Source organism: Kineosporia sp. R_H_3 (assembly GCF_002198675.1).
Lineage (GTDB): Bacteria > Actinomycetota > Actinomycetes > Actinomycetales > Kineosporiaceae > R-H-3.
The window spans coordinates 1-25,315 of sequence record NZ_MWLL01000146.1; the positions used below are offsets into that span (position 1 = coordinate 1).

General features: G+C 74.5%; 21 protein-coding genes and 2 pseudogenes. 7 read left to right on the forward strand and 16 right to left on the reverse strand.

Features of this window, described 5'->3' with window-relative positions; genetic code table 11:
• Positions 1–111 precede the first annotated feature (111 nt).
• The 4 genes from ECOMGDLI_RS14675 to ECOMGDLI_RS14690 all read left to right on the forward strand — a co-directional run bounded on the left by ECOMGDLI_RS14675 (position 112) and on the right by ECOMGDLI_RS14690 (position 4,903).
• Positions 112–720 (forward strand): hypothetical protein, encoded by a 609-nt coding sequence (locus ECOMGDLI_RS14675; RefSeq protein ID WP_143447718.1) that lies wholly within the window; start codon positions 112–114, stop codon positions 718–720.
• An 89-nt stretch (positions 721–809) separates the two neighbouring features.
• Positions 810–2,318, forward strand: a complete 1,509-nt coding sequence (locus ECOMGDLI_RS14680) for an aminotransferase class I/II-fold pyridoxal phosphate-dependent enzyme (protein WP_088317569.1) — start codon at positions 810–812, stop codon at positions 2,316–2,318.
• 127 nt (positions 2,319–2,445) lie between these two features.
• On the forward strand, positions 2,446–4,242 hold the full coding sequence (locus ECOMGDLI_RS14685) for an FAD-dependent monooxygenase (protein ID WP_088317570.1): 1,797 nt from the start codon (positions 2,446–2,448) through the stop codon (positions 4,240–4,242).
• 22 nt (positions 4,243–4,264) lie between these two features.
• Complete coding sequence (locus ECOMGDLI_RS14690; RefSeq protein ID WP_233153456.1) at positions 4,265–4,903, forward strand: bifunctional 2-polyprenyl-6-hydroxyphenol methylase/3-demethylubiquinol 3-O-methyltransferase UbiG; 639 nt, start codon at positions 4,265–4,267, stop codon at positions 4,901–4,903.
• On the opposite strand, the gene ECOMGDLI_RS14695 is transcribed toward ECOMGDLI_RS14690, so the two are convergent.
• The 4 genes from ECOMGDLI_RS14695 to ECOMGDLI_RS14710 form a co-directional block, all read right to left on the reverse strand.
• A complete protein-coding gene (locus ECOMGDLI_RS14695; protein ID WP_088317571.1) occupies positions 4,904–5,704 on the reverse strand; it encodes an ABC transporter permease in 801 nt (266 codons plus the stop codon). It abuts the gene before it with no gap.
• Between the two features lie 37 nt (positions 5,705–5,741).
• On the reverse strand, positions 5,742–6,659 hold the full coding sequence (locus ECOMGDLI_RS14700; protein WP_198954864.1) for an ABC transporter permease: 918 nt from the start codon (positions 6,657–6,659) through the stop codon (positions 5,742–5,744).
• A 46-nt stretch (positions 6,660–6,705) separates the two neighbouring features.
• Positions 6,706–7,938, reverse strand: a complete 1,233-nt coding sequence (locus ECOMGDLI_RS14705; RefSeq protein ID WP_088317572.1) for an ABC transporter substrate-binding protein — start codon at positions 7,936–7,938, stop codon at positions 6,706–6,708.
• A 130-nt stretch (positions 7,939–8,068) separates the two neighbouring features.
• Positions 8,069–9,142 (reverse strand): ABC transporter ATP-binding protein, encoded by a 1,074-nt coding sequence (locus tag ECOMGDLI_RS14710; protein ID WP_088317573.1) that lies wholly within the window; start codon positions 9,140–9,142, stop codon positions 8,069–8,071.
• A 463-nt stretch (positions 9,143–9,605) separates the two neighbouring features.
• Here ECOMGDLI_RS14710 and trpS point away from each other — a divergent pair, with 463 nt between their 5' ends.
• Complete coding sequence (trpS, locus tag ECOMGDLI_RS14715) at positions 9,606–10,622, forward strand: tryptophan--tRNA ligase (protein WP_088317590.1); 1,017 nt, start codon at positions 9,606–9,608, stop codon at positions 10,620–10,622.
• A gap of 33 nt (positions 10,623–10,655) precedes the next feature.
• Here trpS and ECOMGDLI_RS14720 read toward each other — a convergent pair whose 3' ends face one another.
• A complete protein-coding gene (locus ECOMGDLI_RS14720; RefSeq protein WP_143447719.1) occupies positions 10,656–10,964 on the reverse strand; it encodes a hypothetical protein in 309 nt (102 codons plus the stop codon).
• Between the two features lie 204 nt (positions 10,965–11,168).
• On the opposite strand from ECOMGDLI_RS14720, the gene ECOMGDLI_RS14725 reads away from it, so the two are divergent.
• Entirely contained in the window at positions 11,169–12,281 is a 1,113-nt protein-coding gene (locus ECOMGDLI_RS14725) for a glycosyltransferase (protein WP_158221007.1), read from the forward strand.
• Between the two features lie 27 nt (positions 12,282–12,308).
• On the opposite strand, the gene ECOMGDLI_RS14730 is transcribed toward ECOMGDLI_RS14725, so the two are convergent.
• Genes ECOMGDLI_RS14730 through ECOMGDLI_RS14745 form a run of 4 tightly spaced genes read right to left on the reverse strand, consistent with a single transcriptional unit; the run spans position 12,309 to position 16,286 of the window.
• Complete coding sequence (locus tag ECOMGDLI_RS14730) at positions 12,309–13,118, reverse strand: CDP-alcohol phosphatidyltransferase family protein (protein ID WP_198954865.1); 810 nt, start codon at positions 13,116–13,118, stop codon at positions 12,309–12,311.
• The gene (locus ECOMGDLI_RS14735) at positions 13,115–14,689 is read right to left on the reverse strand and encodes a CDP-alcohol phosphatidyltransferase family protein (protein WP_088317576.1); all 1,575 of its coding nucleotides are present in this window, start codon (positions 14,687–14,689) and stop codon (positions 13,115–13,117) included. The genes ECOMGDLI_RS14730 and ECOMGDLI_RS14735 overlap by 4 nt, the downstream gene beginning before the upstream one ends.
• The gene (locus tag ECOMGDLI_RS14740) at positions 14,686–15,477 is read right to left on the reverse strand and encodes an ABC transporter ATP-binding protein (RefSeq protein ID WP_088317577.1); all 792 of its coding nucleotides are present in this window, start codon (positions 15,475–15,477) and stop codon (positions 14,686–14,688) included. Before ECOMGDLI_RS14740 ends, ECOMGDLI_RS14735 begins: the two co-directional genes overlap by 4 nt.
• Entirely contained in the window at positions 15,477–16,286 is an 810-nt protein-coding gene (locus ECOMGDLI_RS14745; RefSeq protein ID WP_088317578.1) for an ABC transporter permease, read from the reverse strand. The genes ECOMGDLI_RS14740 and ECOMGDLI_RS14745 overlap by 1 nt, the downstream gene beginning before the upstream one ends.
• Before the next feature lie 184 nt (positions 16,287–16,470).
• Here ECOMGDLI_RS14745 and ECOMGDLI_RS14750 point away from each other — a divergent pair, with 184 nt between their 5' ends.
• Positions 16,471–17,175 (forward strand): NTP transferase domain-containing protein, encoded by a 705-nt coding sequence (locus ECOMGDLI_RS14750; protein ID WP_198954866.1) that lies wholly within the window; start codon positions 16,471–16,473, stop codon positions 17,173–17,175.
• Positions 17,176–17,231: 56 nt separating this feature from the next.
• On the opposite strand, the gene ECOMGDLI_RS14755 is transcribed toward ECOMGDLI_RS14750, so the two are convergent.
• From ECOMGDLI_RS14755 to ECOMGDLI_RS14785, 7 genes and pseudogenes are all read right to left on the reverse strand, one after another.
• Positions 17,232–18,443 (reverse strand): glycosyltransferase family 2 protein, encoded by a 1,212-nt coding sequence (locus ECOMGDLI_RS14755; RefSeq protein ID WP_158221008.1) that lies wholly within the window; start codon positions 18,441–18,443, stop codon positions 17,232–17,234.
• Between the two features lie 45 nt (positions 18,444–18,488).
• On the reverse strand, positions 18,489–20,309 hold the full coding sequence (locus ECOMGDLI_RS14760) for a DEAD/DEAH box helicase (RefSeq protein WP_369812753.1): 1,821 nt from the start codon (positions 20,307–20,309) through the stop codon (positions 18,489–18,491).
• 119 nt (positions 20,310–20,428) lie between these two features.
• On the reverse strand, positions 20,429–21,130 hold the full coding sequence (locus tag ECOMGDLI_RS14765) for a slipin family protein (protein WP_088317580.1): 702 nt from the start codon (positions 21,128–21,130) through the stop codon (positions 20,429–20,431).
• A 323-nt stretch (positions 21,131–21,453) separates the two neighbouring features.
• Positions 21,454–22,287 (reverse strand): annotated as a pseudogene (locus ECOMGDLI_RS35935) (MFS transporter); the annotation flags it as partial.
• Position 22,288: 1 nt separating this feature from the next.
• Positions 22,289–22,949 (reverse strand): annotated as a pseudogene (locus tag ECOMGDLI_RS36825) (MFS transporter); the annotation flags it as partial.
• A gap of 10 nt (positions 22,950–22,959) precedes the next feature.
• The gene (locus tag ECOMGDLI_RS14780; RefSeq protein ID WP_088317594.1) at positions 22,960–23,256 is read right to left on the reverse strand and encodes a DUF3039 domain-containing protein; all 297 of its coding nucleotides are present in this window, start codon (positions 23,254–23,256) and stop codon (positions 22,960–22,962) included.
• 58 nt (positions 23,257–23,314) lie between these two features.
• Positions 23,315–25,195, reverse strand: a complete 1,881-nt coding sequence (locus ECOMGDLI_RS14785; RefSeq protein ID WP_088317583.1) for a carboxypeptidase regulatory-like domain-containing protein — start codon at positions 25,193–25,195, stop codon at positions 23,315–23,317.
• Positions 25,196–25,315 lie beyond the last annotated feature (120 nt).

Consider the following 25,315-nt stretch of genomic DNA (forward strand, 5'->3'; position numbering starts at 1 on the left):
GGGTGGGGCGACCCGGTCCTGCTCGCCGCCGACGGGCCTCATCGGGACCGGAACGGCACGAGAATCGTCGTCACGCCGCTGCCTGAGGCGGACGTCGTCCGGTACCGCGGTGTGCTCGTCACCTCCCCGGAGCGGACGGTCACCGACTGCCTGCGTGTGCTGCCTGCCGTCGACGCGCTCGCCGTCGCCGACGCGGCCGCCCGTCGGCTCGTCGCCGCGCCGGCGCTGGCCGCGGCCGTGGAACGGCTCGTCGGCTGGCCGGGCGTCGTCCGGGCGCGCCGGCTGGTGGGCCTGGTCGACGGACGCCGGGAGTCGGCCTTCGAGTCGTGGTCGGCGCTGGCCTTCGCGACCACCGGGCTCGTCATGCCGCTGTGGCAGGTCGACGTCACCGACAGCGCCGGCTTCGTGGGGCGCGGGGACGCCTGGTGGGAGGACGGCGTCGTGGGCGAGGCCGACGGCAAGGCGAAGTACCGGCTGCGCGCGGCCCAGCTCGGCGGCATCGACGCCGAGCGACTGGCGCAGGTGCTCGACGCCGAGCGCCGCAGGGAGCAGCGGATGCGCAGGTCCGGCCTGACCGTCGTCCGCTGGGAGGCCAAGGACGTCCTCGACCCCACCGCCGCCGTCGCCCTGGCCGCCCACCTGCGATCGGAGCTGGCCCTCCGCGCGACCCGCACGCACACGGCGACGGTCACACCTCACCCCTTCAGGCACCCGGCCTGAACAGTCACGGCAGTCTCGTGGCGCTCTTGCCCGCGCACGCCGGGTGCCTGAGCGTCGGGTCGTGGAGCCCCGGGTGGGAGCATGCGCACGTGACGGACTCCCGGGACCCGCTGGGGCTGCGCGCCGACGCGCCCCTGCTCGACGGCTGGCTGCGGTTCGACGACGCGGTGCGGGCGGGTGCGGTGACGCCGTTCACGATCCCGGGGCACAAGCAGCGCACGCACCTCGTCGGGGACGTCGTCCGCGGCGACGTCCCGCTCTTCGCCGGCGTCGACACGATGAAGCAGACCGGCGGGCTGCTCGCCGAGGCGGAGCGCCGGGCGGCGGCGCTGTGGGGCGTCGACTGGTGCCGCATCTCCGTCGGCGGCGCGACGCACGGCAACCAGGCGGTGGCCCTCGCGCTCGGCCGGCCCGGCCAGGAGGTCGTCGTCTCCCGCACCTTGCACCGCTCGCTCCTGCTCGGGATGGTGCTCGCCGGGCTGCGGCCGGTGTGGGTGCGGCCGGCGATGGACGCCGCGACCGGGCTGCCGGCGGCCGTCCCGGTCGACGCGGTGCGGGCGGCGCTCGCCGCCCACCCGGGTGCGTGCGCCGTCGTCCTCGGTGACCCCTCCTACGTCGGCACGGTCGGGGACGTCGCCGGGCACGCCGCCGTCGCGCACGCGGCCGGCGTCCCGCTCGTCGTCGACGCCGCGTGGGCCGCCCACTTCGGCTTCTCCCCCGCCACGCCGCGGCACGCGCTCGCCGACGGCGCGGACGCCGTCGTCACGAGCGCCCACAAGACGCTCCCGGCGTGGAGCCAGGCCGCGTTCGTGCTCGCCCGGACGACCCGCGCCGGCGGTCTGCTCGACCCCGACCGGCTCGAGCGCGGCTTCGAGGCGACGCACACGACGAGCCCGGCGGGCGCCGTCCTCGCGAGCGCCGACGCCTCCCGCGCCCTGCTCGAGCGGCACGGCCCCGACCTCGTCGAGCGGCTCGTCGCCCTGGTCCGCGGCGCCCGCGACCGGCTCGCCGCGGTGCCCGGGCTCGCCGTCCTCGACGACCGTCCGGACGACCACCCGGACGGGCCGCTGCGCGTCGACCCGGCCAAGCTCGTCGTCCTGCTCGCCGGCACCGGCGCGCACGGACACGCCGTCGAGGCCGACCTGCTCGCGACCGGTATGACGCTCGAGATGGCCGACCGTGACGTCCTCGTCCCGATGGTCACGCTCTCGGACGACGCCACCACCGTCGGGCGGCTCGTCGACGCCCTCGTCGCGGCGGTCGGGCGGCACCGGGGCGCACCGCGGACGGTCACCCCGTCGCCCGCCTGGACCGTGGAGCCCGCGACGGCGACCGACCCCCGGACCGCCTTCTTCGCGCGGCACGAGACGGTGCCCGCCGACGCCGCGGTCGGCCGGGTGAGCGCCGAGCTCGTCGCGCCGTACCCACCGGGCGTCCCGGTGCTCGCCCCGGGCGAGACGGTCACCGCACCGGCCCTCGAGGCGCTGCGCGCGACCCTCGCCGACGGCGGCCGGATCGCCTACGCGGCGGATCCGACGCTCGCGACCCTTCAGGTCGTCGAGCAGCCCGTCGACACACCCTCGTCCAGCGCGACATGAGTAGTTGAACGGTTGACAACCGGCCCGACGGGGCCGAGGGTGTGACCAGCGTCCGCACAGCGGTCAGATGTCCGCTGTGCGTCGCAGCTCGTAGACGCAACGACGCATCGACACGAGGGCGGAACCCATGACCGAGGCCACCACGACCGGCGCGACGACGACGGGGGCGGGTGCCGGCCTCGACACCGACGTCCTCGTCGTCGGGTCCGGACCCGCCGGGGCCTCGATGGCCCTGCTGCTCGCGACCTACGGCGTCCGGGTCCGGATGATCACCAAGTACGGCCGTCTCGCCGACACCCCGCGCGCGCACATCACGAACCAGCGCACCGTCGAGGTCTTCCGCGACCTGGGCATCGAGGAGCGCCTCATGCGCGAGGCGACCCCGTGGGACCTCATGAGCAACACGACCTTCTGCACGAGCCTGGCCGGCGAGGAGCTCGGCCGGGTGCCGTCATGGGGTACCGACCCGCGCCGGCACGCCGACTACGTCCTCGCCAGCCCGTGCTCGATGGTCGACGCGCCGCAGACCATCGTCGAGCCGATCCTCGTCGGGCAGGCCCAGGCCCGCGGCGCGAAGGTCCGCTTCGACAGCGAGTACGTGAGCCACACCCAGGACGCGGACGGCGTGACGACCGTCGTCCGGGACCGGCTCACCGGCGCCGAGCACACCGTGCGGTCGGCGTACCTCGTCGGCGCGGACGGTGCGCGCAGCAAGGTCGCCGAGGACCTCGGGCTGCCGTTCGAGGGGCCGGGCGCCGTCGCGGGCGCGCTCGGGATCATCTTCGAGGCGGACCTGTCGCGCTTCGTCGCCCACCGCCCGTCCGTCCTCTACTGGATGCTCCAGCCCGGCGCCGAGCGCGAGGGCGTCGGCCTCGGCGTCCTGCGGATGATCAAGCCGTGGACCGAGTGGATGCTCATGTGGGGCTACGAGGTCGCCGCCGGGCCGCCCGAGCTCACCGACGAGCTCATCCGCTCGCTCGCCGTGGCGCTCGTCGGCACCGACGACTTCGAGATGCACGTGACGTCGCGGTCGCCCTGGACGATCAACCACCACTTCGCGACGACGGTCGCCAAGAGCCGGGTGTTCTGCGCCGGCGACGCCGTCCACCGGCACCCGCCGACGAACGGCCTCGGCTCGAACACGTCGATCCAGGACTCCTACAACCTCGCATGGAAGCTCGCGCACGTCGTCAAGGGCGTCGCGGCACCGTCCCTGCTCGAGTCCTACGACGCCGAGCGGGCGCCCATCGCGCGCCAGATCGTCGAGCGGGCCAACCTGAGCATCGCCGAGACCGGCAAGATCCTCGAGGCCCTCGACCTCACCGACACCTCGGACCCGGCCCGGCTCGAGGAGCGGCTCGCGGCGCGACGGGCGCCGGGCCCGGACGGTGCCCGCACCCGGGCCGCGATGCGGGAGGCGATCGCCGCGAAGTCCTTCGAGTTCAACGCCCACGGCGTCGAGCACAACCAGCGGTACGCCTCCGCGGCGGTCGTCCCGGACGGCACGCCGATGCCGGAGCCGACGCGCGACCCGGTGCTCTACGCCCAGCCGACGACCTGGCCCGGCGCCAAGCTGCCGCACACGTGGGTGACCGTCGACGGCGTCCGGACGTCGACCCTCGACCTGGGCGGCAAGGGCCGGTTCACGGTGATCACCGGGATCGGTGGCGAGGCCTGGGCGGACGCCGCGCAGCGGCTGGCCGGCGAGCTCGGGCTCGACCTGCCCGTCGTCGCGATCGGCCCCGGGCAGCCGGTGGACGACCCCTACGGCACGTGGGCGGACCTGCGCGAGATCGACGACGACGGCGTGCTGCTCGTCCGGCCGGACCTCTACGTCGCGTTCCGGGCGCACTCCTGCCCGGACGCCGGCGCCGCGTACGACACCCTCGGCGGCGCGCTGCGGGCCGTGCTCGGGCGCGCGTAGCGGCCGGGCTACGATCCCGCCCGTGACGCGATGGGCGCAGGTGGCGGGCGGCGGAGCCGAGGGCTCGGACGGCGCCCGCTACCAGGAGCGGTTCGACGCGATGGCCGCCGCCGGGCAGCACGTGCACGGCGAGGCCGACCGTTGCGGCGCGCTCGTACCCGCCGGGTCCCGGGTGCTCGACGCGGGCTGCGGCACCGGTCGGGTCGCCGTCGAGCTCGACCGGCGCGGGTACACGGTCGTCGGGGTCGACGTCGACGCCGGGATGCTCGCGCACGCCCGGGCCGCCGCACCGCACCTGCCGTGGGTGCGGGCCGACCTCGCGGCCCTCGACCGCGCGGTCCTCGACGCCGCGGCGGCCGGCCTCGGCACCCCGTTCGACCTCGTCGTCGCCGCCGGGAACGTCGTCCCGCTCGTCGCGCACGGCACCGAGGCCGAGGTCGTCGCGCGGCTCGCGGCGCTGCTGCGGCCCGGCGCACCGCTCGTCGCGGGCTTCGGCCTGGACGCCGACCACCTGCCGCTCGACGCGGCCCCGTTCGGCCTCGCCGAGTACGACACGTGGTGCACCGCAGCGGGTCTCGTGCTCGCCGAGCGGTACGCCACGTGGGACGGCGCCCCGTACGCGGGCGGCGGCTACGCGGTGAGCGTGCACCGCCGCCGCTGATCAGAGCCGGCCGCCGCCGTTGCCCTCGGAGAGCCGGTTCGCGAGGTAGACCGGGATCACGGACGCCACGACGAGGGCCGCCGCGACGACGTTGACGACGGGCGCCTGGTTCGGCCGGAAGAGGTTCGCGAAGATCCAGATCGGCAGCGTCTGGAGGCCCGCGCTGATCGTGAACTGCGTGACGACGATCTCGTCGAAGCTCAGCGCGAACGCGAGCAGGCCGCCGGCGAGCAGCGCCCCGCGCAGCTGCGGGAACGTCACGTGGAGGAAGGTCTGCAGCGTGCTCGCGCCGAGGTCGGCCGAGGCCTCCTCGAGCGTCGTCCCGGTGCGCCGCAGCCGCGCGAGCACGTTGTTGTAGACGACGACGATGCAGAAGGTCGCGTGGCCGACGACCACCGTGAGGAAGCCCAGTGCGACGCCGCCGGCGCTGAACGCCGAGTTGAGCGCGATCCCCGTGACGATGCCGGGCAGCGCGATCGGCAGGACGACGAGGAAGCTCACCGTCTCCCGGCCGAACCAGCGGTAGCGGGCGACCGCGAACGCGGCCATCGAGCCGAGCACGAGCGCCAGAGCGGTCGCGGCCAGGGCGATCTCGACGCTCGTGAGGAGCGCCGCACGGGCGCCGGGGTTGGACGCCGCACGCGACCACCACTGCGTCGTGAAGCCGGACGGCGGCCAGCCGAAGGTCTTGCTCGGGTTGAAGGAGTTCACGAGGACGACGAGCAGCGGCACGTAGATCACCGCGAGGCCGCCGAACGTGGCGAGCCGCAGCAGGAGCCGGGCGCGGGCGGACAGGGTCATCGCGGACTCCTCCCGGGCTGCGTGACCGGGCGCGTGGTCACAGGTTGTCCAGCGCACCCGTGCGGCGCACGAGGGCGAGGTAGAGCAGGATCGCGACGACCGGGAAGACCGCGGCCGCCGCGGCGAACGGGAGGTTCCCCGCGACGCCGATGTTGTCGTATATGACGTTCGCGAACATCTGCGTGCTGCCGCCGACGATCTTCACGGCGATGTAGTCGCCGAGGGTCAGGGAGAACGTGAAGATCGAGCCGGCGACGATCGACGGGAAGAGCAGCGGCAGCACGACGGTCCGGAACGTGCGGCCCGCCGTCCCGCCGAGGTCTCCCGACGCCTCGAGGAGCGAGTCGGGGATCCGCTCGAGACCGGCGAACACCGGCAGGATCATGTACGGCAGCCACAGGTACCCGAGGGTGATCGCGGTCGCCGCGAGGCCGAAGCCCGGGCCGCGACCGCCGACCGGGCCGAGCGCCCAGTTCACGACGCCGTCCTCGGCGAGCATCGTGCGCCACGCGTACGCCTTGACGAGATAGCTCGCCCACAGCGGCGTGAGCACGAGCGCGACGAGCACCTTGCGGGTGCGGGGCGAGGCCACCTTGGCCATGTAGAACGCCATCGGCAGCGCGACGAGGGTGTCGACGACGGTCACCGCGGCCGCGATGCCGAGCGTGCGCAGCGCGACCCGCCGGTAGACGTCCTCGGTGAGGAGCTCGGTGAAGTTCTGCAGGGACGGCGTCCGGTCCAGCACGGCGACGAAGCCGCCGGTGTCGAGCCGCCAGAACGCGGTCACGAACATGACCGCGAGCGACCCGAGGTAGGCGACGACGAGCCAGAGCATCGGGGCGGACAGCAGCCCCGCCAGCCGCAGCCGCGGGTGACGGTGGAGGAACGAGGACGCGCGCACGGCCGCGGAGGGCCTGCCGGGCAGGCCCTCCGCGGTCGGCGTGGAGGTGGTCACTGTCGTGCGGCGCCCTTCGGGACGGTGCCTTCGGTCGGCAGGACGGTCAGCCCTTGATGTCGGTCCAGGCCTTGGTCCACTCCGAGTAGTCCTTGCAGACGTTGCCCCGCTCGTCACCGCAGCCGGCGAGCGGCGTCGTCCAGTAGGCGATCTTCTCGGCGTACGCCGCGTCGGTCGCGTGGTACGTCTCGCAGTGCGCCTTGTCGGTCGTCAGGTCGCACGCCTTGACGTTGGCGGGCGCCTCGCCGAACCACTCGGCGACCTGCGCCTGCGCCTGCGGGCCGGCGATCCAGTCGAGCCACTTGTACATGCAGTTCGGGTTCTGCGCCTTGCTGGCGACCATCCAGGTGTCCGACCAGCCGGTCGCACCCTCGGTCGGCAGGACGGTGCCGATGTCGGCCTTCTTGCCGGCGGTGACGAGGTTCGCGATGACCTGCCACGAGGTCGTGAGCACGGTGTTGCCGGACTCGATCGAGGCGGTCGCCTTCGTGTAGTCCGACCAGTACTCGCCGACGACGCCGCGCTGCTGCTTGAGCAGGGCGACGGCGGCGTCGAACTGCGTCTGGTCGAGCTCGTACGGGTTGGTGATCTTCAGGTCCGGCTTGGTCGCCTTGAGGTACAGCGCCGCGTCGGCGATGTAGATCGGCGAGTCGTAGGCCGAGATCTTGCCCTTGTACGGCGAGGCGGGGTCGAAGACGGCCCCCCACGACGTCGGGGCCGGGTCGACGACCTTCTTGTTGTACAGCAGCACGTTGGCGCCCCAGCCGTGCGGGATGCCGTACATCTGCCCGCCGACCGAGTTCCACGCCTTGTCCTTGAGGAACGGCGCGATGTCGGCGTAGCTCGGGACGAGCGAGGTGTTCACCGGCGCGACGTCACCGCCGTAGATGAGCCGCAGCGTCGCGTCGCCGGACGCCGAGACGCCGTCGTACTGCCCGGTCTTCATGAGGGTGACCATCTCGTCGGACGTGTTGCCGATCTTGACGTTCACCTGGCAGCCGGAGGCCTTCTCGAACGGCGTCACCCAGTCGACGGACTTGTCCGTCGTGCCGTCCTCGGCGTAGCCGGCCCACGCGATGAGGTTGAGCTTGCCCTCGCCCGCGCCGACGGCGTCCGCCATCGGCACCGCCGGCGGCTTGGCCGCCTCGGCCGCGCTCGAGGCACCTCCCGTCGCGCTGCCGCCGGTCGCGCCGCCGCTGCTCGACCCGCCGCACGCGGCGAGCACGAGGGTCACGGCGCCGATGGCCGCCGTCGTGAGGAGCTGTCGTCGTCCTCGCATGGTCTCTCCCTGGGTCACGTCCCCACCTGGCCTGGTGGGACATCTGGTCGGTCGGTGGGTCGGTCTCGGCGGGTGGTCTCGGTGGGTCGGTCTCGGTCGGTCGACGGGTCGCCGGGCGGGTCGGTGCTGCTCAGCCGTCGTCGTCCGGCAGCCGGCTCGCGTGCTCGCGGGACCACGCGAGCCGCACCCGTGCACCGCGCAGGGCCTCGGTGTCCAGCGAGGACGTCCGCTGGTTCTGCCGCTGGACGACGAGGGAGTCCCCCGCGTCGAGCCGGGCGACGATACGGGTCGTGGCGCCCGCGTAGACGACCTCCTCGACGACGGCCGGCGCGACGGTCTCGCCCATGACGGGGTCCTCGCCGTCCGCGAGCAGCCGGATCTTCTCGGGCCGGACGCTGAACAGCCCGGCCTCCCCGAGGAGCGCCTCGGACGCCTTGGCGTGCAACAGGTTCGACGTGCCGACGAAGCCGGCGACGAACGTCGTGCGCGGGTGCTCGTAGATCTCCGCAGGGGTCCCGACCTGGTCGACCCGCCCGCGGTTGAACACCACGATCCGGTCCGACATCGTCAGCGCCTCCTCCTGGTCGTGGGTCACGAAGACGAACGTGATCCCGACCTCGCGCTGGATCTGCTTGAGCTCGACCTGCATCTGCTCGCGCAGCTTGAGGTCGAGGGCACCGAGCGGCTCGTCGAGGAGCAGCACCGACGGTCGGTTCACCAGGGCGCGGGCGAGCGCGACCCGCTGCCGCTGGCCGCCGGAGAGCTGCCCGGGGGCACGCTTCTCCATGCCCTCGAGCCGGACGCCGGCCAGCGCCTCGAGCGCGCGCTCGCGGCGCTGCGCACGGGGCACCTTCTTGACCCGCAGGCCGTACTCGACGTTCTGGAGCACCGTCATGTGCGGGAAGAGCGCGTAGTCCTGGAAGACGGTGTTGACGTCGCGCTCGAACGGCGCGGTCGGCGTGACGTCCGCCCCGCGGAGCAGGACCTGCCCGCCGCTCGGCGTCTCGAACCCGGCGATCATCCGCAGGACCGTCGTCTTGCCCGACCCGGACGGGCCGAGGAGCGTGACGAACTCGCCCTCGGCGATGTCGAGGTCCACGCCGTCGACCGCGACGACCCGCGAGCCGCCGCCGACCCCGGGGAACTCCTTGCGCAGGCCGCGCAGGCTGACGACCGGCGCGTTCGCACCGGCGGGTTGGCTCACGCACTCTCCTCGGGCACGGGGCGTCCACCGGCCTACGGGCGGGCCGACGGGGACCGGACGTCTCCGGCAGACTCGCAAGATACGGCCAGCACCGACGGATCCGCCGCACAGGATCGGTCACGGTTGCGTTACGAGATGCCCACAGGGCCATCCGCGACGAAATCCGCAGGCGTTCCGGACGAAGATCGACGGAACTCACCGAGAACCCGTGTCGCGACGGCCGCCTCCTGGTGCACACTGGCCCCATGACGACGCAGCGTTCGCTGTTTACGTGGTGGCCGGGCTCCTAGGGCGGTCACCACCTCGTCGCATCCTTGCGGCCGCCCGGTTCCGGGCGGCCGTCCGTCGTCTCTCCCCGAGTGACGCAGCGCGGACGACGCCCGACCGGCGGCCCGTCCCCTGTCACCCGAGACCACCGGAGAGACCCGTGACCGTCACCGCGTCCACGCCCCCCGCCCTTCCGATGACCGCGCTCGCGGCCGCGGGCGCCGTCCCGACCACGACGAGGATCGTCACCGGCCTCAAGCCGACCGGCCGGCTGACGATCGGCAACTACCTCGGGGCGGTCCGCCCGACGCTGGACCTCGCCGCCGACCCCGCGCACGAGACGCTCGTCTTCGTCGCCGACCTGCACGCGATGACCGTCGACCACGATCCCGAGGCGCTGCGCGGACGCACCCGGGAGGTCGCGGCGACGGTGCTCGCGTGCGGGCTCGACCCGCGCGCCACCCTCTTCGCCCAGTCCGCCGTCGGCGCGCACACCGAGCTCGCCTACCTGCTCGAGTGCACGGCGGCGTACGGCGAGATGACGCGGATGATCCAGTTCAAGGAGAAGAGCGCCGGACGCCGGTCGGTGCGCCTGTCGCTGCTCACCTACCCGGCGCTCATGGCCGCGGACGTGCTGCTCTACCGCGCCGACGCCGTCCCGGTCGGCGACGACCAGCGCCAGCACATGGAGCTCACCCGGACCCTGGCGCACCGTTTCAACGCCCGGTACGGGCCGGTCTTCGTCGTCCCGGAGTCCCTCACCCCGGCCTCGGCCGCGCGGGTCCGCGACCTGCGCGACCCGGCGTCCAAGATGGGCAAGTCGTCGGTCTCGACCGAGGGCACCGTGCACGTCCTCGACGACCCGGTCCGGATAGCGGCCACGGTCCGGCGCGCCGTCACCGACCTCGACCCGGTGCTCTCCTACGACCCGGAGCTGCGGCCCGGGGTCGCGAACCTCGCCGAGCTGCTCGGTGCGCTCACCGGCCGGACGCCGCAGGCGGCCCTCGTCGGGCTGCGCGGGGGTGGCGGGCTCAAGGCCGCCGTCACGGAGGCGCTCGTCGAGACCCTGCGGCCGGTCCGGGCCCGGTACGCCCACCTGACGGCCGACCCCGCGACGCTGGACGCCGCGCTCGCGGCCGGGGCCGGGCGGGCCGCGGCACTGGCGGCGCCGACCCTGGCCGCGGCCCGGGCCGCGATCGGGCTCGCGGGGTGACCCGCCGGCCGGCGGCCCCGTCGCGGCGACGGCTCAGCCGACGGGTGCGGGCACCCGCGGGTACGGCAGCCAGGCCTGCCGTTCGTCGAGGTGCACGGCGACCGTGCCGACCGTGACCATCGCCACGAGCGCCGTGACACTGACGACGGCAGCGGCCTGGGCGACCGTGGCGTAGGGCGTGGCGGCGCCGCCGTCCGCCGCGAGCGCGGCGAGGCCGGTGCCGACGGCGACCCAGAACGCGACGCCCGCCGTGAGGGTCAGCGACCACACCACCCCGATGGCGACGACAACGCCGCGGGGGCGGCGACCCTGGGCATCCATGTGCCACCTGTCTCTCGTCATGTCCGCGACGGTAGGTCGGGGCACCCTTGCCGCTCGTCCGTCGCAGGTCCCGTCCGCGTCGCCACCGGGTACGACCACGGGCCGACGGCCCGTCGCCGAGGTGGCTACGCCGAGCACGATCCCGGCTCACGGTGAACAACGAGCGGGCGGGCGGCTTCGTGCTGTCGACAGGCTGTGGAACCCCCGGCCGTAGACTCCTGCCCCGTGCGGATCCTCCAGGTCGTCGGCGGGCTCGACGTCGGCGGGGTCCAGCGCAGCGTCGCCCTGCTCGCGGTCGGCCTCCAGAAGGCGGGTCACGAGGTGACGGTGGTCAACCTCGCGACGCGTGACGTCAACGCCGAGCCGCTCGAGGCGGCCGGCATCCCCGTCGTCCACCTCGGCCTGCGCACGGCACCCACCCCGGCCGCCCTGCTGGCGACCCTGCGCGGGCTGGGCCGGCTGTGGCGGCTCGTGCTGCGCGGCCGGTGGGACGTCGTCCAGACGCACCTGTTCAAGACCGCGGTCGTCACGACCCCGGTGGCCCGGCTGACCCGCGCCCGGGTCGTCGGCACGGTGCACGGCCTCGACCCGTCGGGCCTGCAGCGCCGGCTCGCCGGGCTGCCCGCGCGGCTCCAGCACCGCGTCGTCGCCGTCTCGACGCCGCTCGCGGACGACGTGGCGCGGGTGACCTCGATCCCCCGCCGGCTGCTCGACGTCGTCCCCGACGGCGTCGACGACCCCGGCCGCGCGATGGCGCCGGACCAGGCGCGCGCCGCCGCCGGCCTGCCCGCCGGCACCCTCGTCGGCTGCGTCGGGCGGCTGTGGGAGCGCAAGGGCCAGCGCGAGCTCGTCGCGGCCTGGCGCGACGTCGTCGCCCGCTGCCCCGACGCCCGGCTCGTGCTCGTCGGCGACGGGCCGCTGCGCACCGAGCTCGAGACCGCCGCGGCCGACCCCGCGCTCGCCGGGACCGTGCTGCTCACCGGCAGCCGGGACGACGTCGGCACGATCCTCGACGGCCTCGACCTCGTCGTCGTCCCCTCGCACCACGAGGGGTTCAGCCTCGCGACGGTCGAGGCGATGCTCCACGGGCTGCCCGTCGTCGCGACCGCCGCGGGCGGCCCCCGCGAGCTCGTCGACGACGAGGTGACCGGCCTGCTCGTGCCCCCGCGGGACGTCGCGGCGCTCGCGGCCGCGGTCGTCCGGCTCGTCGGGGACCCCGGTCTGCGCACCCGCCTCGGCGCGGCCGGGCTCGCCAAGGCGGGCGAGCGCTACACGGTCGAGGCGATGACCCGCGGCTACGTCGAGCTCTTCACCCGGCTCGGCGCGGGCCGCCGCTGACTGCGGCGCCCCTGCCGGGGCGGCCCGTCAGCGCAGGCGCGACGACAGGACGATCGAGGCCAGGTGCCCGGTCACGGTGACGAGCGCCGCGGGCACGAGGAGGACGACGAGCCACTGCGTCCCGTCGAGACCGCCCGTCGCGAGGTCGACGAGGGCCGCCACCAGCACGAGCAGGGTGAGCTCGATCGCGACGAACGCCCGGTTGAACGGCAGCGAGTGGGCCGCGCGGCGCAGCGTCGCGACGAGGCCCGCGCGCGGCGCCGTCGTCGCGGCGTCGTCGCTCACCAGCGGGCGCTTCGCGAAGGCCCGGGCGACGTGGACGAGGTCGGTCTCGGCCTTGATGAGCAGGACGAGGACGGCCAGCAGCGCGCCGACCGTCGTCCAGCCGCCGATCGAGCCGAGGCCGCCGTCGGCCCGGACGCCCAGCGCGATCGGCAGCGCGGCCTCGGTCGTGTAGTGCGCGATCCGGTCCAGGTAGACCCCGGCCGGGGAGAACTGCTGCCGCCAGCGGGCGACCTCGCCGTCGCTGCAGTCGAGCAGGATCTGCAGCTGCACCCCGAGCACCGCGAGGACGGCGCCCCAGACGCCGCCGAGGAGCAGGCAGGCGGCGCCGGCGAGACCGACGACGACCATGAGCCACGTGACGCCGTTCGCCGAGATGTTCGTCGGCAGCAGCAGCCGCGTGACGTGGATCGAGCCGCGGCGCAGGTAGAGCGGCCCGGCCCAGTGCTCGGCGTTGCGGCGGCCGAGGGTCTCCGGCGGCTGGCAGACCGCGCGCAGCGTCGCCATGTCCGGGTGGTTGTCCGTCGGGTCGTGGACCAGCCCGTGCGTCGTCACTGCTCCTCCTCCATCGACGGGCGGGCCCGCAGCCAGCGCATCCACGCGTCGAGGCTCTCGCCGCCGAAGAGCATCGCGAAGACCACGGTCATGACGGCGACCCCGGCCGTGAGCGCGCTCCCGCCGCCGAGCGCGGCGAGGGCGACGACGGCGGCGCGCCCGTAGGGGCCGAGGGCGACGACGCGCACGACGCGCGGCGCACCCGGCACGCGGTACTTCTCCCGGTAGACCTCGTCGTAGCCGTGGTACGCGACGACCGCGAGCAGGCAGTACCCGAGCCAGAGCCGGTCGTCGGCCCGCCAGGCGAAGGCACCGGCGACGACGAGCGCCTCGAGCACCCAGCCGAGAGCGGGGACGAGCCACGTCACCTGCGAGGGCGCCGTCCCGCCGAAGGCCCGCGAGCGCAGCACCCGGCCGCCCGTCGTCCAGACGGCGCTGACGACCGCGGCCCCGAGGTAGGCGGCCAGGGCCGCCGTCTGGCCGGCCACGGCGACGACGACCCCGAGGAGGATCCAGCGCTCGCCGACGCCGTACTGCAGGACGCGGCGCACCCAGACCGCCGCCGTCTCCCGCTCGACGTGCACGGCCGGCGCGAGCCCGGGCGCCGGCGGCGGCGCCTCGGCACGCAGGCGCTCCATGAAGTGGTGGTCGGCGACGTGCCGGTAGGTGAGCACGAGCACGCCGCCGAGGGCGAGCAGCCAGCCCGTGCGACCGCCCGCGGCGACGGCCAGCGCGGCGAGCACCGCGTACTCCTTGACCCGGTCGCTCACGCCGTCGAGCCAGGCTCCGAGCGGGGTGAACCGCCGCGTGTAGCGCGCGATCTCGCCGTCCACGCAGTCGATGACGAGGCTGAGCTGGAGCAGCACCGCGCCGAGCACCCGGGGCAGCACGGCGGGCGAGGTGAGCAGGCCGGCGGCGAGCAGCCCGACGACGAGCGAGACGAAGGTGACGAGGTTCGGCGACATGCCCAGCCGCAGCGCGACCGGGGTGAGCCGGCGGGAAAGCCTGCGGACGACGAACGTCGAGTACAGCCCGTCGGCCGGGCGGGCCGCGCCGTCGAGCCGGGCCGTGTGCTCGCTCGTCGAGGCGAGCACGTCGAACGCGGCGTCCCGCTCCTCCGGCGCCCAGCCGGGCCGGCGGGCCACGAGCAGCCCGGGGGTCACGCGGACGACGGGTGTGCCGGCGGCGGTCAGCGCGCCGAGGACGGCGTCCAGGCCGTCGGGCGCGGGGGCACCGCCGGGGCCGGGACCGGGCAGGTGCTCGGCGGCCGCGACCGCGGCGGCCGGGTCGAGCCGCAGCGCACCCAGCCGGCCGTCGTCCAGGACGAGCGCCGCCACGGCGCGCCGCGGGTCGTCGAGCGTGTCGCCGAGCAGGCTCGGGTGCACGACGAGGTCGGCGGCGACGAGCGCCGCGGGCTCGCCCGACGCGGACGCCGCCCGCAGCGACGTGCGCAGCGCGGCGAGGTCGGTCGCGGACTCGACGGTCCCGACCGGGACGCGCGCGCCGCGGGCCTGGTCCGCCAGGGCCTCGCTCCCGCCGTCGCCCCCGCCCACGACGACGAGGCGGGTCACTTCTGCGAGCCCTTGTCGCTGTCCTTGACGTAGGCCTTGAACGACGCCTCGAGGTCGCCGTCCGCGACGACCTCACCGTGACGCAGGTAGATCCCGCGGTTGCAGAACCGCTTGAGGTCGTTCTCGCTGTGGGAGACGAACAGGAGCGTGCGGCCGTGGCCGATGAGCTCCTCCATGCGCTTGTAGCACTTCTGCCGGAACGCCCGGTCGCCGACCGCGAGCACCTCGTCGACGAGGATGATCGGCTCGTCGAGCGTCGTGACGACGGCGAAACCGAGCCGCACCTGCATGCCCGAGGAGTAGTGCCGGAACGGGGTGTCGAGCCGGTCGCGGACCTCCGCGAAGTCGACGATCTCGTCGAAGCGCTCCTCGACCTGCTCCCGGGAGAGGCCGTGCAGCCCGGCGGTGAGGTAGATGTTGTCGCGGGCCGTGAGGTCGCCGAGGAAGCCGCCGGTGAGCTCGATGAGCGGGGCCACGCCCTGCCGGACCTCGACCGACCCGGTGTCGGGGAGCATGACCCCGGCGATGAGCCGCAGCAGCGTGCTCTTGCCGCAGCCGTTGGCCCCGATGAGCCCGACGGCCTCTCCCGGGCGGACGTCGAAGCTGACGCCCTTGAGCGCCCAGAAGGTGCCCTGCGGGGAGGACGACCGCCCGGTGAAGAGCATCTCCCGCAGCGACAGCCGCCGCTTGCGGTTGCGGATGAACTCGATCCCCAGGTCGCGGGCCTCGATGACCGGCCGGACGTCCTGCGCGCCCCCGGACGCCTGGGTGCTGCTCTGCACGGTCATCAGAGCTCCTTGAGGACGGCGGGCTCGAGGCGGCGGAAGATCGACGCACCGAGGAAGAAGATCACGACCGTGACGACGGACCCGATCCCGACGACGTGCCACGGGGTCTGGGTGTCGGGGAAGGCCGCGCGCCGGTAGAGGTCGATGATCCCCGCCATCGGGTTCAGCGCGACGATCTTGGTGATGCCGTCGACGTCGAACGCCTTCTCGAGGATGTGGACGCTGTAGAGCACCGGCGTCAGGTAGAACATCACGCGCAGCAGGATCCGGACGACGCGCGTCAGGTCGGTGACGAGGACGGCCATCGAGGCCAGGGCCAGGCCGATCCCGGAGATGAGCACCGTCTGCATGACGATCGCCAGCGGGACGCACCACAGGGCGTTCCACGTCGGCGGGCGGTCCTGGATGACCATGAAGAGCCCGACGACGGGCAGGGACAGCACGAACTCGACGCCCTTGGCACCGACGATCTTGAGGACCCAGATCTCCCGCGGCAGGTTCGTCGATCGGACGAGCTTGGCCTCCTGCTGCAGCGCGCGCGTCGTGTCGACCACACCGGCGTTGAACCACTGCCAGGCGAGCACGCCGATGACGAGGAAGACGATGTAGGGGTCCAGGCCACGGTCCTTGGCCTTGAACACGAAGCCGAAGACGAGCCAGTAGACCGCCGACATCATGAGGGGGTCGATGATCGTCCAGAGGTACCCGAGCGCCGAGGACGAGTATCGGACCTTGAGGTCGCGGACGACGAGGAGCCGGAGGATGGACCGTCGTTCCACGAGCTCCCGGCCGCGGTCAAGCATGAGCATCGAGGAAGCGTCCTGATCTGTCTGGCCGAGCGGCGTCCACGCAGGGCACGGGACGGCCCGATGCTAGCATCGGCGCTCCTCGCGGCCCCGCCCACCCGGCGTGCCGCGGCCGTCCGACGGCCGGGACGGCAGCCCCTTCCGGGCGCCCCGCGGGCACCCGGAGCGACCGGATCGGAGCCGTCCCGTGGCAGCAGCACTGCAGGCCGTCATCCTCGCCGCAGGGCTCGGCACGCGCCTCGGCCGCCCCCTCCCGAAACCGCTCACCCGGCTCGTCGACGGCCGCACGATCATGGGGCAGCAGCTCGACAACCTGCGCACCGCGTTCGGCGAGGACCACCGGGTGCTCGTCGTCGTCGGCTTCAAGTACGAGGTCGTCATGGAGACCTTCCCCGACGTGACGTTCGCCTACAACGAGAGCTACGACCAGACGAACACCAACCGCAGCCTGCTCAAGGCGCTGCGGCTCACGCAGCCCGGCCAGGGCGTGCTGTGGATGAACGGCGACGTCGTCTTCGACCCGGCGATCCTCGACGCGCTGCGCCCGGCCGTCGCGGCGGACCGGACGGCGGTCTGCGTCAACACCGCGACCACCGCCGACGAGGAGGTCAAGTACACGGTCGACGACCGAGGCCTCGTCGCGGAGCTGTCGAAGACGATCCGCGGCCGGGCGCTCGGCGAGGCGATCGGGATCAACTACGTCGCCGGCCGGGACAAGGCGACGCTCGTGCGGCACCTGGCCGCCTGCGACGAGCAGGACTACTTCGAGCGCGGGCTCGAGACGGCGATCGCGGTCGACGGGCTCGAGGTCTCGCCGGTGGACATCACCGCGCACTTCGCGGTCGAGGTGGACTTCCCGGACGACCTCGAGCGGGCGAACGCCCGCGGCTGACCGCCGTCCGGCCGCTACGGCCCCGTCCGCGACCGGCCCCGGACCGCGCCGGGCGCTCAGATCGACAGGACGTCGACGGCGTCCGCCCGGGTGTGCCCGTAGCGCAGCGCGGCCGCCTGGTCCCCGACCTTGCCGGGCAGCAGGTGGTACGCGACCCGGTTCGCGGTGCTGCGGACCCAGGGCAGCCCGGTGAGCAGCCCGTGGCTGGCCATCTTCGCCTGGACCCGCATGTCGGGGCCGAGCAGCGCGAGCCGGCCGAACCCGTCGGGGCGGTCCTCGACGTTGCGGGCGACCGCGAGGTCGAGGAGCGTCTCGGTGTCCCCGCTGAGGACGGAGTCGACGACGAGGCGGCGCAGCGGGTCCCGGCCGGACAGCACCCGGTCCGGCACGTGCTCGAGGAACGAACGGGTCAGCTCGAGGAACCGCACCACGTAGCGCTCGTCGGCCGCGGGCAGGAAGGTGACCATCCGCCGCAGGTCGATGTCGACGAACTTCGCGTCGTGCGCGTCCCGCAGCGTCTGCGACCCGCTGGCCGCCGCGAGGTCGTCGATCGTCCGCAGCGACGCCATCCGCTGCTCGAGGCTGTCGTGCTCGTCGAGCCGCTGCGTGATCGAGCGGTCGGGACCGGTCCGCCGGCGCCACACGTACACCGGGTCGGCGACGACGTCCGTGCTCGTCGCGGCGAGGTGCATGGCGAAGGCGACGGGCATGTCCTCGTAGACGACCCCCTCGGGGAAGGTGATCCCCGCGGCGTCCCACGTCGTGCGCCGGATGACCTTGTTCCAGACGGTGCTGTCATAGACGAGCCGGGTGTCCCGGGTGATGTGACCCCGGGAGAGCGGCTCGCTCAACGAGAGCCGGTGCAGCTGGGACGTCGTGAGGGACTCGCCGTCCCACCGGCGCACCGCGCCCGCGACGAGGTCGGACCCGGTCGCCCGGGCCGAGCGGAGCAGGCGCTCGTAGGCCCGGCGGGGCAGCAGGTCGTCCCCGTCGAGGAAGGTCAGCCAGGTGCCGGTCGCGTGCCGGACGCCGACGTTGCGGGCGCCGCCGGGGCCGGCCGCCGGGTCGCCCTCGACGACCTTCCAGCCGTGCCGACCGGCCACCGTGGCGGCCGCGACCTTGCCGGTCTCGTCGTCCCTGTCGCCCACGACGACGACGACCTCGATGCTCCCGCGGAGCGTCTGGTCGGCGAGCGAGTCGAGGCACGGCCCGAGGTAGGCGGCGACGTCGTGGGCGACGACGACCACCGACACGTCCGGGCTGCTCACAGCGCTCAGGATGTCACCGATCGAGGCCGTCGCACAGCGAGATGATCACTTCTTGCCTACGAACCATCTACGGAGAGTGTCGATTCGGGCACGGAGCTCGTCCGCGCTCGCCTTCGGCACCTCGGGTCCTCCGCACTCGGACCGCAGGGCGGCGTGAACGGTCCCGTGCGGCTGCGAGGTCCGGCGGGCCCAGGCCCCGACGAGGCTGTGCAGCTCCTTGCGCAGCGCGGTGAGCTCGCGGTGCATGGAGACCTCGACGACCCGGCCGCCCTCGCCGCCGGCGGCCTTGGCCTTGCGGCTGCGGGCCGCGACCTGGTCGGCCTGGCGCTGGCGGAGCAGCGTCGTGACCTGCTCGGGCTCGAGGAGGCCCGGGATGCCGAGGAAGTCCTGCTCCTCGTCGCTGCCGACCTCGGCCTGGGTGCCGAACTCCTGCTTGTCGAAGAGCACCCGGTCGAAGGTCGCCTGCGCCTCGAGGGCCTCGAAGGCCCCGTTGAGCTCGTCGGAGGCCTTCTCCTCGCGGTTGGCCTTCTCGAGGAGGTCCTCCTCGGGCGACCAGTCGTCGTCGGCCTTCGCCGGGCGGTCGAGCGCGTGGTCGCGCGCGACCTCGAGCTCGGCGGCGAGCGAGAGGAGCACGGGCACGCTCGGCAGGAACACCGACGCCGTCTCGCCGCGCTTGCGGGCCCGGACGAAACGCCCGACGGCTTGCGCGAAGAACAGCGGTGTGGACGTCGACGTCGCGTAGACCCCGACGGCCAGCCGCGGGACGTCGACGCCCTCCGACACCATCCGGACGGCGACCATCCAGCGCTGGTCGCCGCCCGCGTAGGACTCGATGGCGTCCGAGGCGGTCGGGTCGTCGGACAGCACGACGACCGGCTTCTCCCCCGTGATGCCGTGGAGGATCTTCGCGTAGGCCCGGGCCACGGTCTGGTCGGTCGCGATGACGAGCCCGCCGGCGTCCGGGACGCCGCGGCGCACCTCGGTGAGCCGCTTGTCGGCCGCGTGGAGCACCGACGGGATCCACTGCCCCTTCGGGTCCAGGGCCGTGCGCCAGGCCTGCGCGGTGACGTCCTTCGTGAGCGGCTCGCCGAGGTTCGCGGCGATCTCGTCCCCGGCCTTGGTGCGCCAGCGCATCTGCCCCGAGTAGGACAGGAAGATCACCGGCCGGACGACACCGTCGCGCAGCGCCTCGCCGTAGCCGTAGATGTGGTCGGCCCGGCTGCGGCGGATGCCCTTCTCGTCCTCCTCGTACTCGACGAACGGGATCGGGCTCGTGTCGGAGCGGAACGGCGTGCCGGTGAGGGCGAGCCGGCGGGCGGCCGGGTCGAAGGCGTCCCGGACGGCGTCGCCCCAGCTCAGCGCGTCGCCCCCGTGGTGGATCTCGTCGAGGATGACGAGGGTGCGGGCCGCCTCGGTGCGGGCCCGGTGCAGCAGCGGCCGGGTCGCGACCTGGGCGTACGTCACGGCGACCCCGTCGTACGAGCGGCCGTGCGAGCCCTGGTTGTTCTTGAACGTCGGGTCCAGGCGGATGCCGACCCGGTGCGCGGCGTCGGCCCACTGCTTCTTGAGGTGCTCGGTCGGGCAGACCACCGTCACCCGCTGGACGGTGCCGCGCTCGAGGAGCTCGGTGGCGACCCGCAGGGCGAACGTCGTCTTGCCGGCGCCCGGCGTCGCGACCGCGAGGTAGTCGCGCGGGGTGGAGCGCAGGTAGTCCGCGAGCGCCTCGGCCTGCCAGGCGCGCAGCTTGCCCGCGGTGCCCCAGGGGGCCCGCTGCGGGAAGGCCGGGGGCAGGTGCGAGGCAGCGGCGGCACTGGCGTGCCGGGGCCCCGAGACCGACCCGATCGCGCCGTCCGACGGGCTCTGCACCGGCCCCGCTCCCCCTGCGCTCACGAGGACAAGACCGTAGTCGAAGCGTCGGGACGACTCACCGGGGACCGGGGTCGTGGCGTGCCGGACGGGGCCGTGGTAGACCCCGCCCAGCACGCTCACCCGACCGGGTCGGTGCCGGACGTCACACCCTGGTCGCCCCGCAGGACGACCGTCCCGCCGGCCGCACCGACGACCTGCGCCGTCCGGAGCTGGAGCAGGCCGGGGTGGTCCGCGAGCACCCGGGCGCCGTTCGCCAGGGCCCGCAGCGCCGCCGTCTCACCGCGGGCCCGCTCGAGCGCCGCGAGCCCCTCGGTCCGGGCGGTGACGAGCCCGAGCAGCGCCCGCCGGACCTCCCCCGGCGGGCTGACGTCCCGCAGGTCGCCGTCGAGGACCTCGACCCCCACCGCCGCGGCGGGGCGGGTCACGGCCGCGACGAGGTCGGCCGCGAGGTCCGGACGCCGGGTCGTCAGCTCCTCGAGCGTCCGGCGGGCGACGGCGTCCCGCAGCGCCACCTGGGCCGCGAGCCGGACGTCGTCGAACGGGTCCGTCGCGACGTCGAGGAACGCGACCGGGTCCTGGACACGGACCCGGAAGGCCGCGGTGACCCGGACGCCGGGGACGTCCACCGTGGCGAGCTCCTGCCCCGCGAGGAGCAGGACGCGCTGCCGGACGTCGACGTGCCGGACGTCCCGGGTCCGGGCCGCCCGCGGCCACCCGACGCGGGGCAGCCGGTGCCGGCCGGCCCCGAGGACGGCGACGACGTGGCCGTCCACCCGGACGACGGTGCGGACGGTGTCGGGAACGGTGACGTGGGTCATGGCTGCCCTCCTCGGGTGCGTTCGTGAGCGGTCGGGGTGGTGCGTGGGACGGCGCGGCACGTGCGACCGATCGGGCGGGGAGCGGCACGGGTGTGCCGCTCCGCAGAGCCGTCCCGGCCACGGTCCGGCGCGGGCGCCGGACCGCGCGCACGTGCCGCGCCGCGGGTGATGAGGAGTCGAACCTCGGGCGACCTGGGTCGCTGCTCCACAGGCAGTGCCCCCGCCCGGGACAGGCTGCGCGAACTCGAGCAGCTGCCGGATGCCGCGGTGGCGTGATCACTGTGCCGCGCGGGACCCCCGCTGCGCCAACGGTTTTCGGCGTCTCAGCCGAGGGACGGGCGCGGCGCGTTCGCGACCCGGCGCGCCACGAGGGCGCTGACGACCCCCGTACCGCCGAGCACCGCCCACAGGAGCGCGAAGACGGCGGCGTCCGCGCCGTCCGACGTGTGCCGGGCCGCGAAGATCGCACCGGCCACGCCGATGCCGAGGACGCTGCCGAGCGCGTCGCCGATCTGCAGGGCCGCACTGTTGCGGCCCTCCTCCCCCGGCACCGACAGCCGCAGGGTGAGCACGCTCGTGCTCGACATGGCCAGCCCCATCCCGGTGCCGGCGAACGCCCACACGAGCGGGAGCACCCAGACGGGCACCGCCGCGAAGGGTGTCGGCACGAGGGCCAGCGTGCAGGCCCCGACGACGGCGCCGCCGACCGACAGCAGCTGGGTGCGGCTCAGCGGCAGCGAGCTGCGGCCCTGGATGAACGACCCCACGGACCAGCCCACGGCGCCCGTGGTGAGCGCGACCCCGGCCAGCGTCGGGCTCAGGCCCCGCTCGGTGACGAGCATGAGCGGCACGAAGGTCTCGGCCCCGAAGAAGGTGCCGGTGAAGATCGCCCGGCAGACCACGAGGCTGGCCAGGCCGCGCGCCAGGCGCAGGGTCCGCCGCGGCAGCAGCCCCGGGGTGCTCGCCGCGCCGAGGAGCAGCCCGGCGAGGACGACCGGGGCGGCGGGCAGCCCGCCCCCGCCCTGCAGGCCCCACTGGAGCAGCCCGGCCCCGGCGGCGAGGCCGCAGCCGTGCGCGAGCCGGCGCAGCCCGCCGAGCTCGGACACCGCGCCCGGCTGCGGGACGACGGCGTCCGGGCGGCCGGGACCGGGCGCGGCNCCCCGCCGGGGGCCGTCGCGTCGTCCGGCCCGTCTCCCCGCCCGTCGTCCGGTTCTTCGTCCGGCTCGTCGTCGTGGAGCGCGCGGGTCCGGGCCCAGAGCACGGGCAGCGGCAGGAGCGCGAGCGGCGGCACCGCGAGGAACACCAGTCGCCACGACAGCTGGGTCGCGAGGAACCCGGCGACGGGCGGGCCGAGCACGCTCGGCAGCACCCACGCCGCGGAGATGACGCCGAACGCCTGGGGCTGCAGGCGTTGCGGGTAGACGGCCGCCACGACGACGTAGAGCGTGACGACCTGCAGACCGCCGCCGAGCCCGGAGACGGCGCGGCCGACGAGCAGCACGCCGAAGCTCGACGCCGTCCCGGCGACGACGAGCCCGCCGGAGAACAGGAGCAGGCCGACCGCGAGCGGCTCACGCGGGCCGCGGGCGTCGTTCCAGCCGCCGGCCGCGACGACCCCGAGCAGGGACGTCGTGAGGAACAGGGAGAACGCCAGGCCGTACTCGCGCAGCCCGCCGAGCGCCTGGGCGGCGACGGGCATCGCGGTCGAGACGGCCATCGCCTCGAAGGCGACGAGGGTGACGAGCGTGACGATGCCCGTCGTCGCGGTGCGGTACCGCGGTGCCCAGGGCGAGTGCGGACCTGCGTCCTGGACGGTCAGACCTCAGCCCTCAGCCCTTGGACCCGTCGTCGTTCCCCTCGCGGCGCTTCAGACCGTCGATGATCGCCTTGCACGCCGGGCAGACCGGGAACTTGTTCGGGTCGCGACCCGGCACCCAGACCTTCCCGCAGAGGGCGATGACGGGCTCGCCGGTGAGCGCCGACTCGAGGATCTTCTCCTTCTTGACGTAGTGCGCGAAGCGCTCGTGGTCGCCCGGTTCGACCTCCTGCTCCAGGAGCTCGCGCTCGAGGGTCGCGGTGGTCCCGCCGTCCGGGGACGACGGCATCGGCAGCGGCTCAGGGGGCATCGTGCTCACGCCGCCACTTTACGGGGCCGGGCAACCCCTGCGCGTCACCGCACCCTGGTCACGGGGACGGGAACCGTACGACGACCCGGGTCTGCTTGTTCGCGGCGACGGAGATCCTCCGTGCCAGCGCGCGGTCCGCGACGAGGGCGCCGTCCCTGCCGAGCCAGAGCTCCTCGGACGACGGGTCCGTCGTCCTGAGGAGGACCTGCGACGTCGGCAGCCCGTGGACGACACCGGTGTCGTCACCGAGGAGGTCGATCCCCCACCCGACCGGGGCACCGCTGCGGGTGAACACGTCGTAGCTCTTGAAGAACTCCGGGTCGGCGCCGCGCGCGGTGACGGTGAGCGTGGCCTCCGGGGCGAGCGCCGCGTCGAAGCGGAGCGTGCGGTAGTGGGCGAAGAGCAGGAGCTCGGCGTCGGCCGGGTCGCTCGCCCGCCCGCTCCACTGCCACGCGTACGGCTGGTCGGCCTCGGTGTAGACGGTGACGAACTGGCGCTGCCGGGCGATGTTGCCGATGCGATACCGGCCGTCCGCACCGGTGCGTGCGGTCCAGCGCCCCTCGCCGGCACCCAGACGCGACGAGAAGCCTCCGACGACGACCCAGGCGCCCGCGACCGGACGGCCGCGGCGGTCGGTGATCCGGCCGGTGAGGACGGCGCCCTGCGGCACCCGGGTGGTGCCGACGTCGAGGGTGCTCCCGGCGACGACGGTCACGGTGCGGGCGGCGGCCTGCGTGTCGACGCCGGGGTGCCACTGGTCGAGGTGCGTGTCGTCGCCCCCGACGAGGACCGTGTACGCGCCGGGGTCGATCCCGGCGACGGTCCACGTGCCGTCGGCCTCGGTGACGCCGGACGCGACCGGCGAGGTCTCGTCGACCGGGCCGGCGAAGACGTCGACGCTCAGGCCGCCGAGCGGGGCTCCGGAGCGGGCGTCGACGGCCCGGCCGGAGAGCGAGCCCGCCGGTGCCAGCGCGACGTCCACGACGATGCGGGACCCGGGCTCCGGGGCGATCTGCCGGCTCGTGCGGGCGAAGGCCTTGGTCGGGTCGACGACCCAGAACGTGCCGGGGCCGGACGGCACCTCACGCTCGTAGGTGCCGTCCGCGGCCGTCTCGCCGAGACCGAACGCCTGGCAGCTGTCGACGTTCGAGGGCGGCGGGTCGAAGAGGACGCCGACGCAGATGCCGGCGAGCGGGCTGCCGTCCCGCGCATCGGTCACGCGCCCGGTGGCGGTGGCCGGGACCGGCAGGCCGCAGCAGCCGGGCAGGGTGTCGTCCACGGTGACGGTCTCGCGCGCGGCGGCGGTGAACACCGTCGCCCCCGCGGGGTCCGCCGCGCCGGGGACCCACTGCGAGAGCCCGGAGAACGGGTCGACGACGCGGACGACGTAGCTGCCCGGCGGGACGAGCACCGACCAGCGCCCTGCGGCGTCGAGGAAGGTCTCGTTGGCCGTGCCCAGCGGGTCGTCGACCGGGGTGACGTAGACGCTCGTCGACGGCTGCGCCGTGCCGTCGGACAGAAGCACGGTCCCGCGGAAGGTGGCACCGGGCTCCAGCGCCTCGACGATCTCGGCGGGGGCCGTGACGGTGCGGGTCGTCTCCGCGGGCGGCAGCAGCCCCGTCGACGCCGGGACGGTGAGCGTCACGGTGTAGTCGGCGCCGTCCACGAGACCGGGCACGGCGAGCACGTCGGTCGCCGCGTCGAGGCAGTCGCTGCCCGCGTCGTCGAGGTTGGCGTCCTGGACCAGCAGGCACGTCCCGACGGCGGGGGAACCGGTCCCGGCGTCGGTCACGACCGCCGAGACCGTGCCGGGGACGACCGCGGCCTGCGCCGGGCCGGCGGCCGGCACGACCGCCGCGACGAGGAGGCCGGCGAGGGCCACGACGACGGAGAACGTGCGCCTGGGGACGCGCCGTCCCGCTGCGACGAAGAGATCCACCCGTGCCTCCCGCCCCGCGGCCGGCGCCGCGGCATCCACCGAACGGACGATGTGATCACCGTCACCGTACGTCGGACGGGAAGCCCCGTGTGATCCGTTCCGCAAGATCGTCCGCAGGCC

Excerpts from the sequence above, each read along its gene's own strand:
- ECOMGDLI_RS14685 (WP_088317570.1), top strand. The coding sequence starts at position 2,446 with ATGACCGAGGCCACCACGACCGGCGCGACGACGACGGGGGCGGGTGCC.
- ECOMGDLI_RS14695 (WP_088317571.1), bottom strand. The coding sequence starts at position 5,704 with ATGACCCTGTCCGCCCGCGCCCGGCTCCTGCTGCGGCTCGCCACGTTC.
- ECOMGDLI_RS14705 (WP_088317572.1), bottom strand. The coding sequence starts at position 7,938 with ATGCGAGGACGACGACAGCTCCTCACGACGGCGGCCATCGGCGCCGTG.
- trpS (WP_088317590.1), top strand. The coding sequence starts at position 9,606 with ATGACCGCGCTCGCGGCCGCGGGCGCCGTCCCGACCACGACGAGGATC.
- ECOMGDLI_RS14720 (WP_143447719.1), bottom strand. The coding sequence starts at position 10,964 with ATGACGAGAGACAGGTGGCACATGGATGCCCAGGGTCGCCGCCCCCGC.
- ECOMGDLI_RS14740 (WP_088317577.1), bottom strand. The coding sequence starts at position 15,477 with ATGACCGTGCAGAGCAGCACCCAGGCGTCCGGGGGCGCGCAGGACGTC.
- ECOMGDLI_RS14745 (WP_088317578.1), bottom strand. The coding sequence starts at position 16,286 with ATGCTCATGCTTGACCGCGGCCGGGAGCTCGTGGAACGACGGTCCATC.
- ECOMGDLI_RS14765 (WP_088317580.1), bottom strand. The coding sequence starts at position 21,130 with ATGACCCACGTCACCGTTCCCGACACCGTCCGCACCGTCGTCCGGGTG.
- ECOMGDLI_RS14780 (WP_088317594.1), bottom strand. The coding sequence starts at position 23,256 with ATGCCCCCTGAGCCGCTGCCGATGCCGTCGTCCCCGGACGGCGGGACC.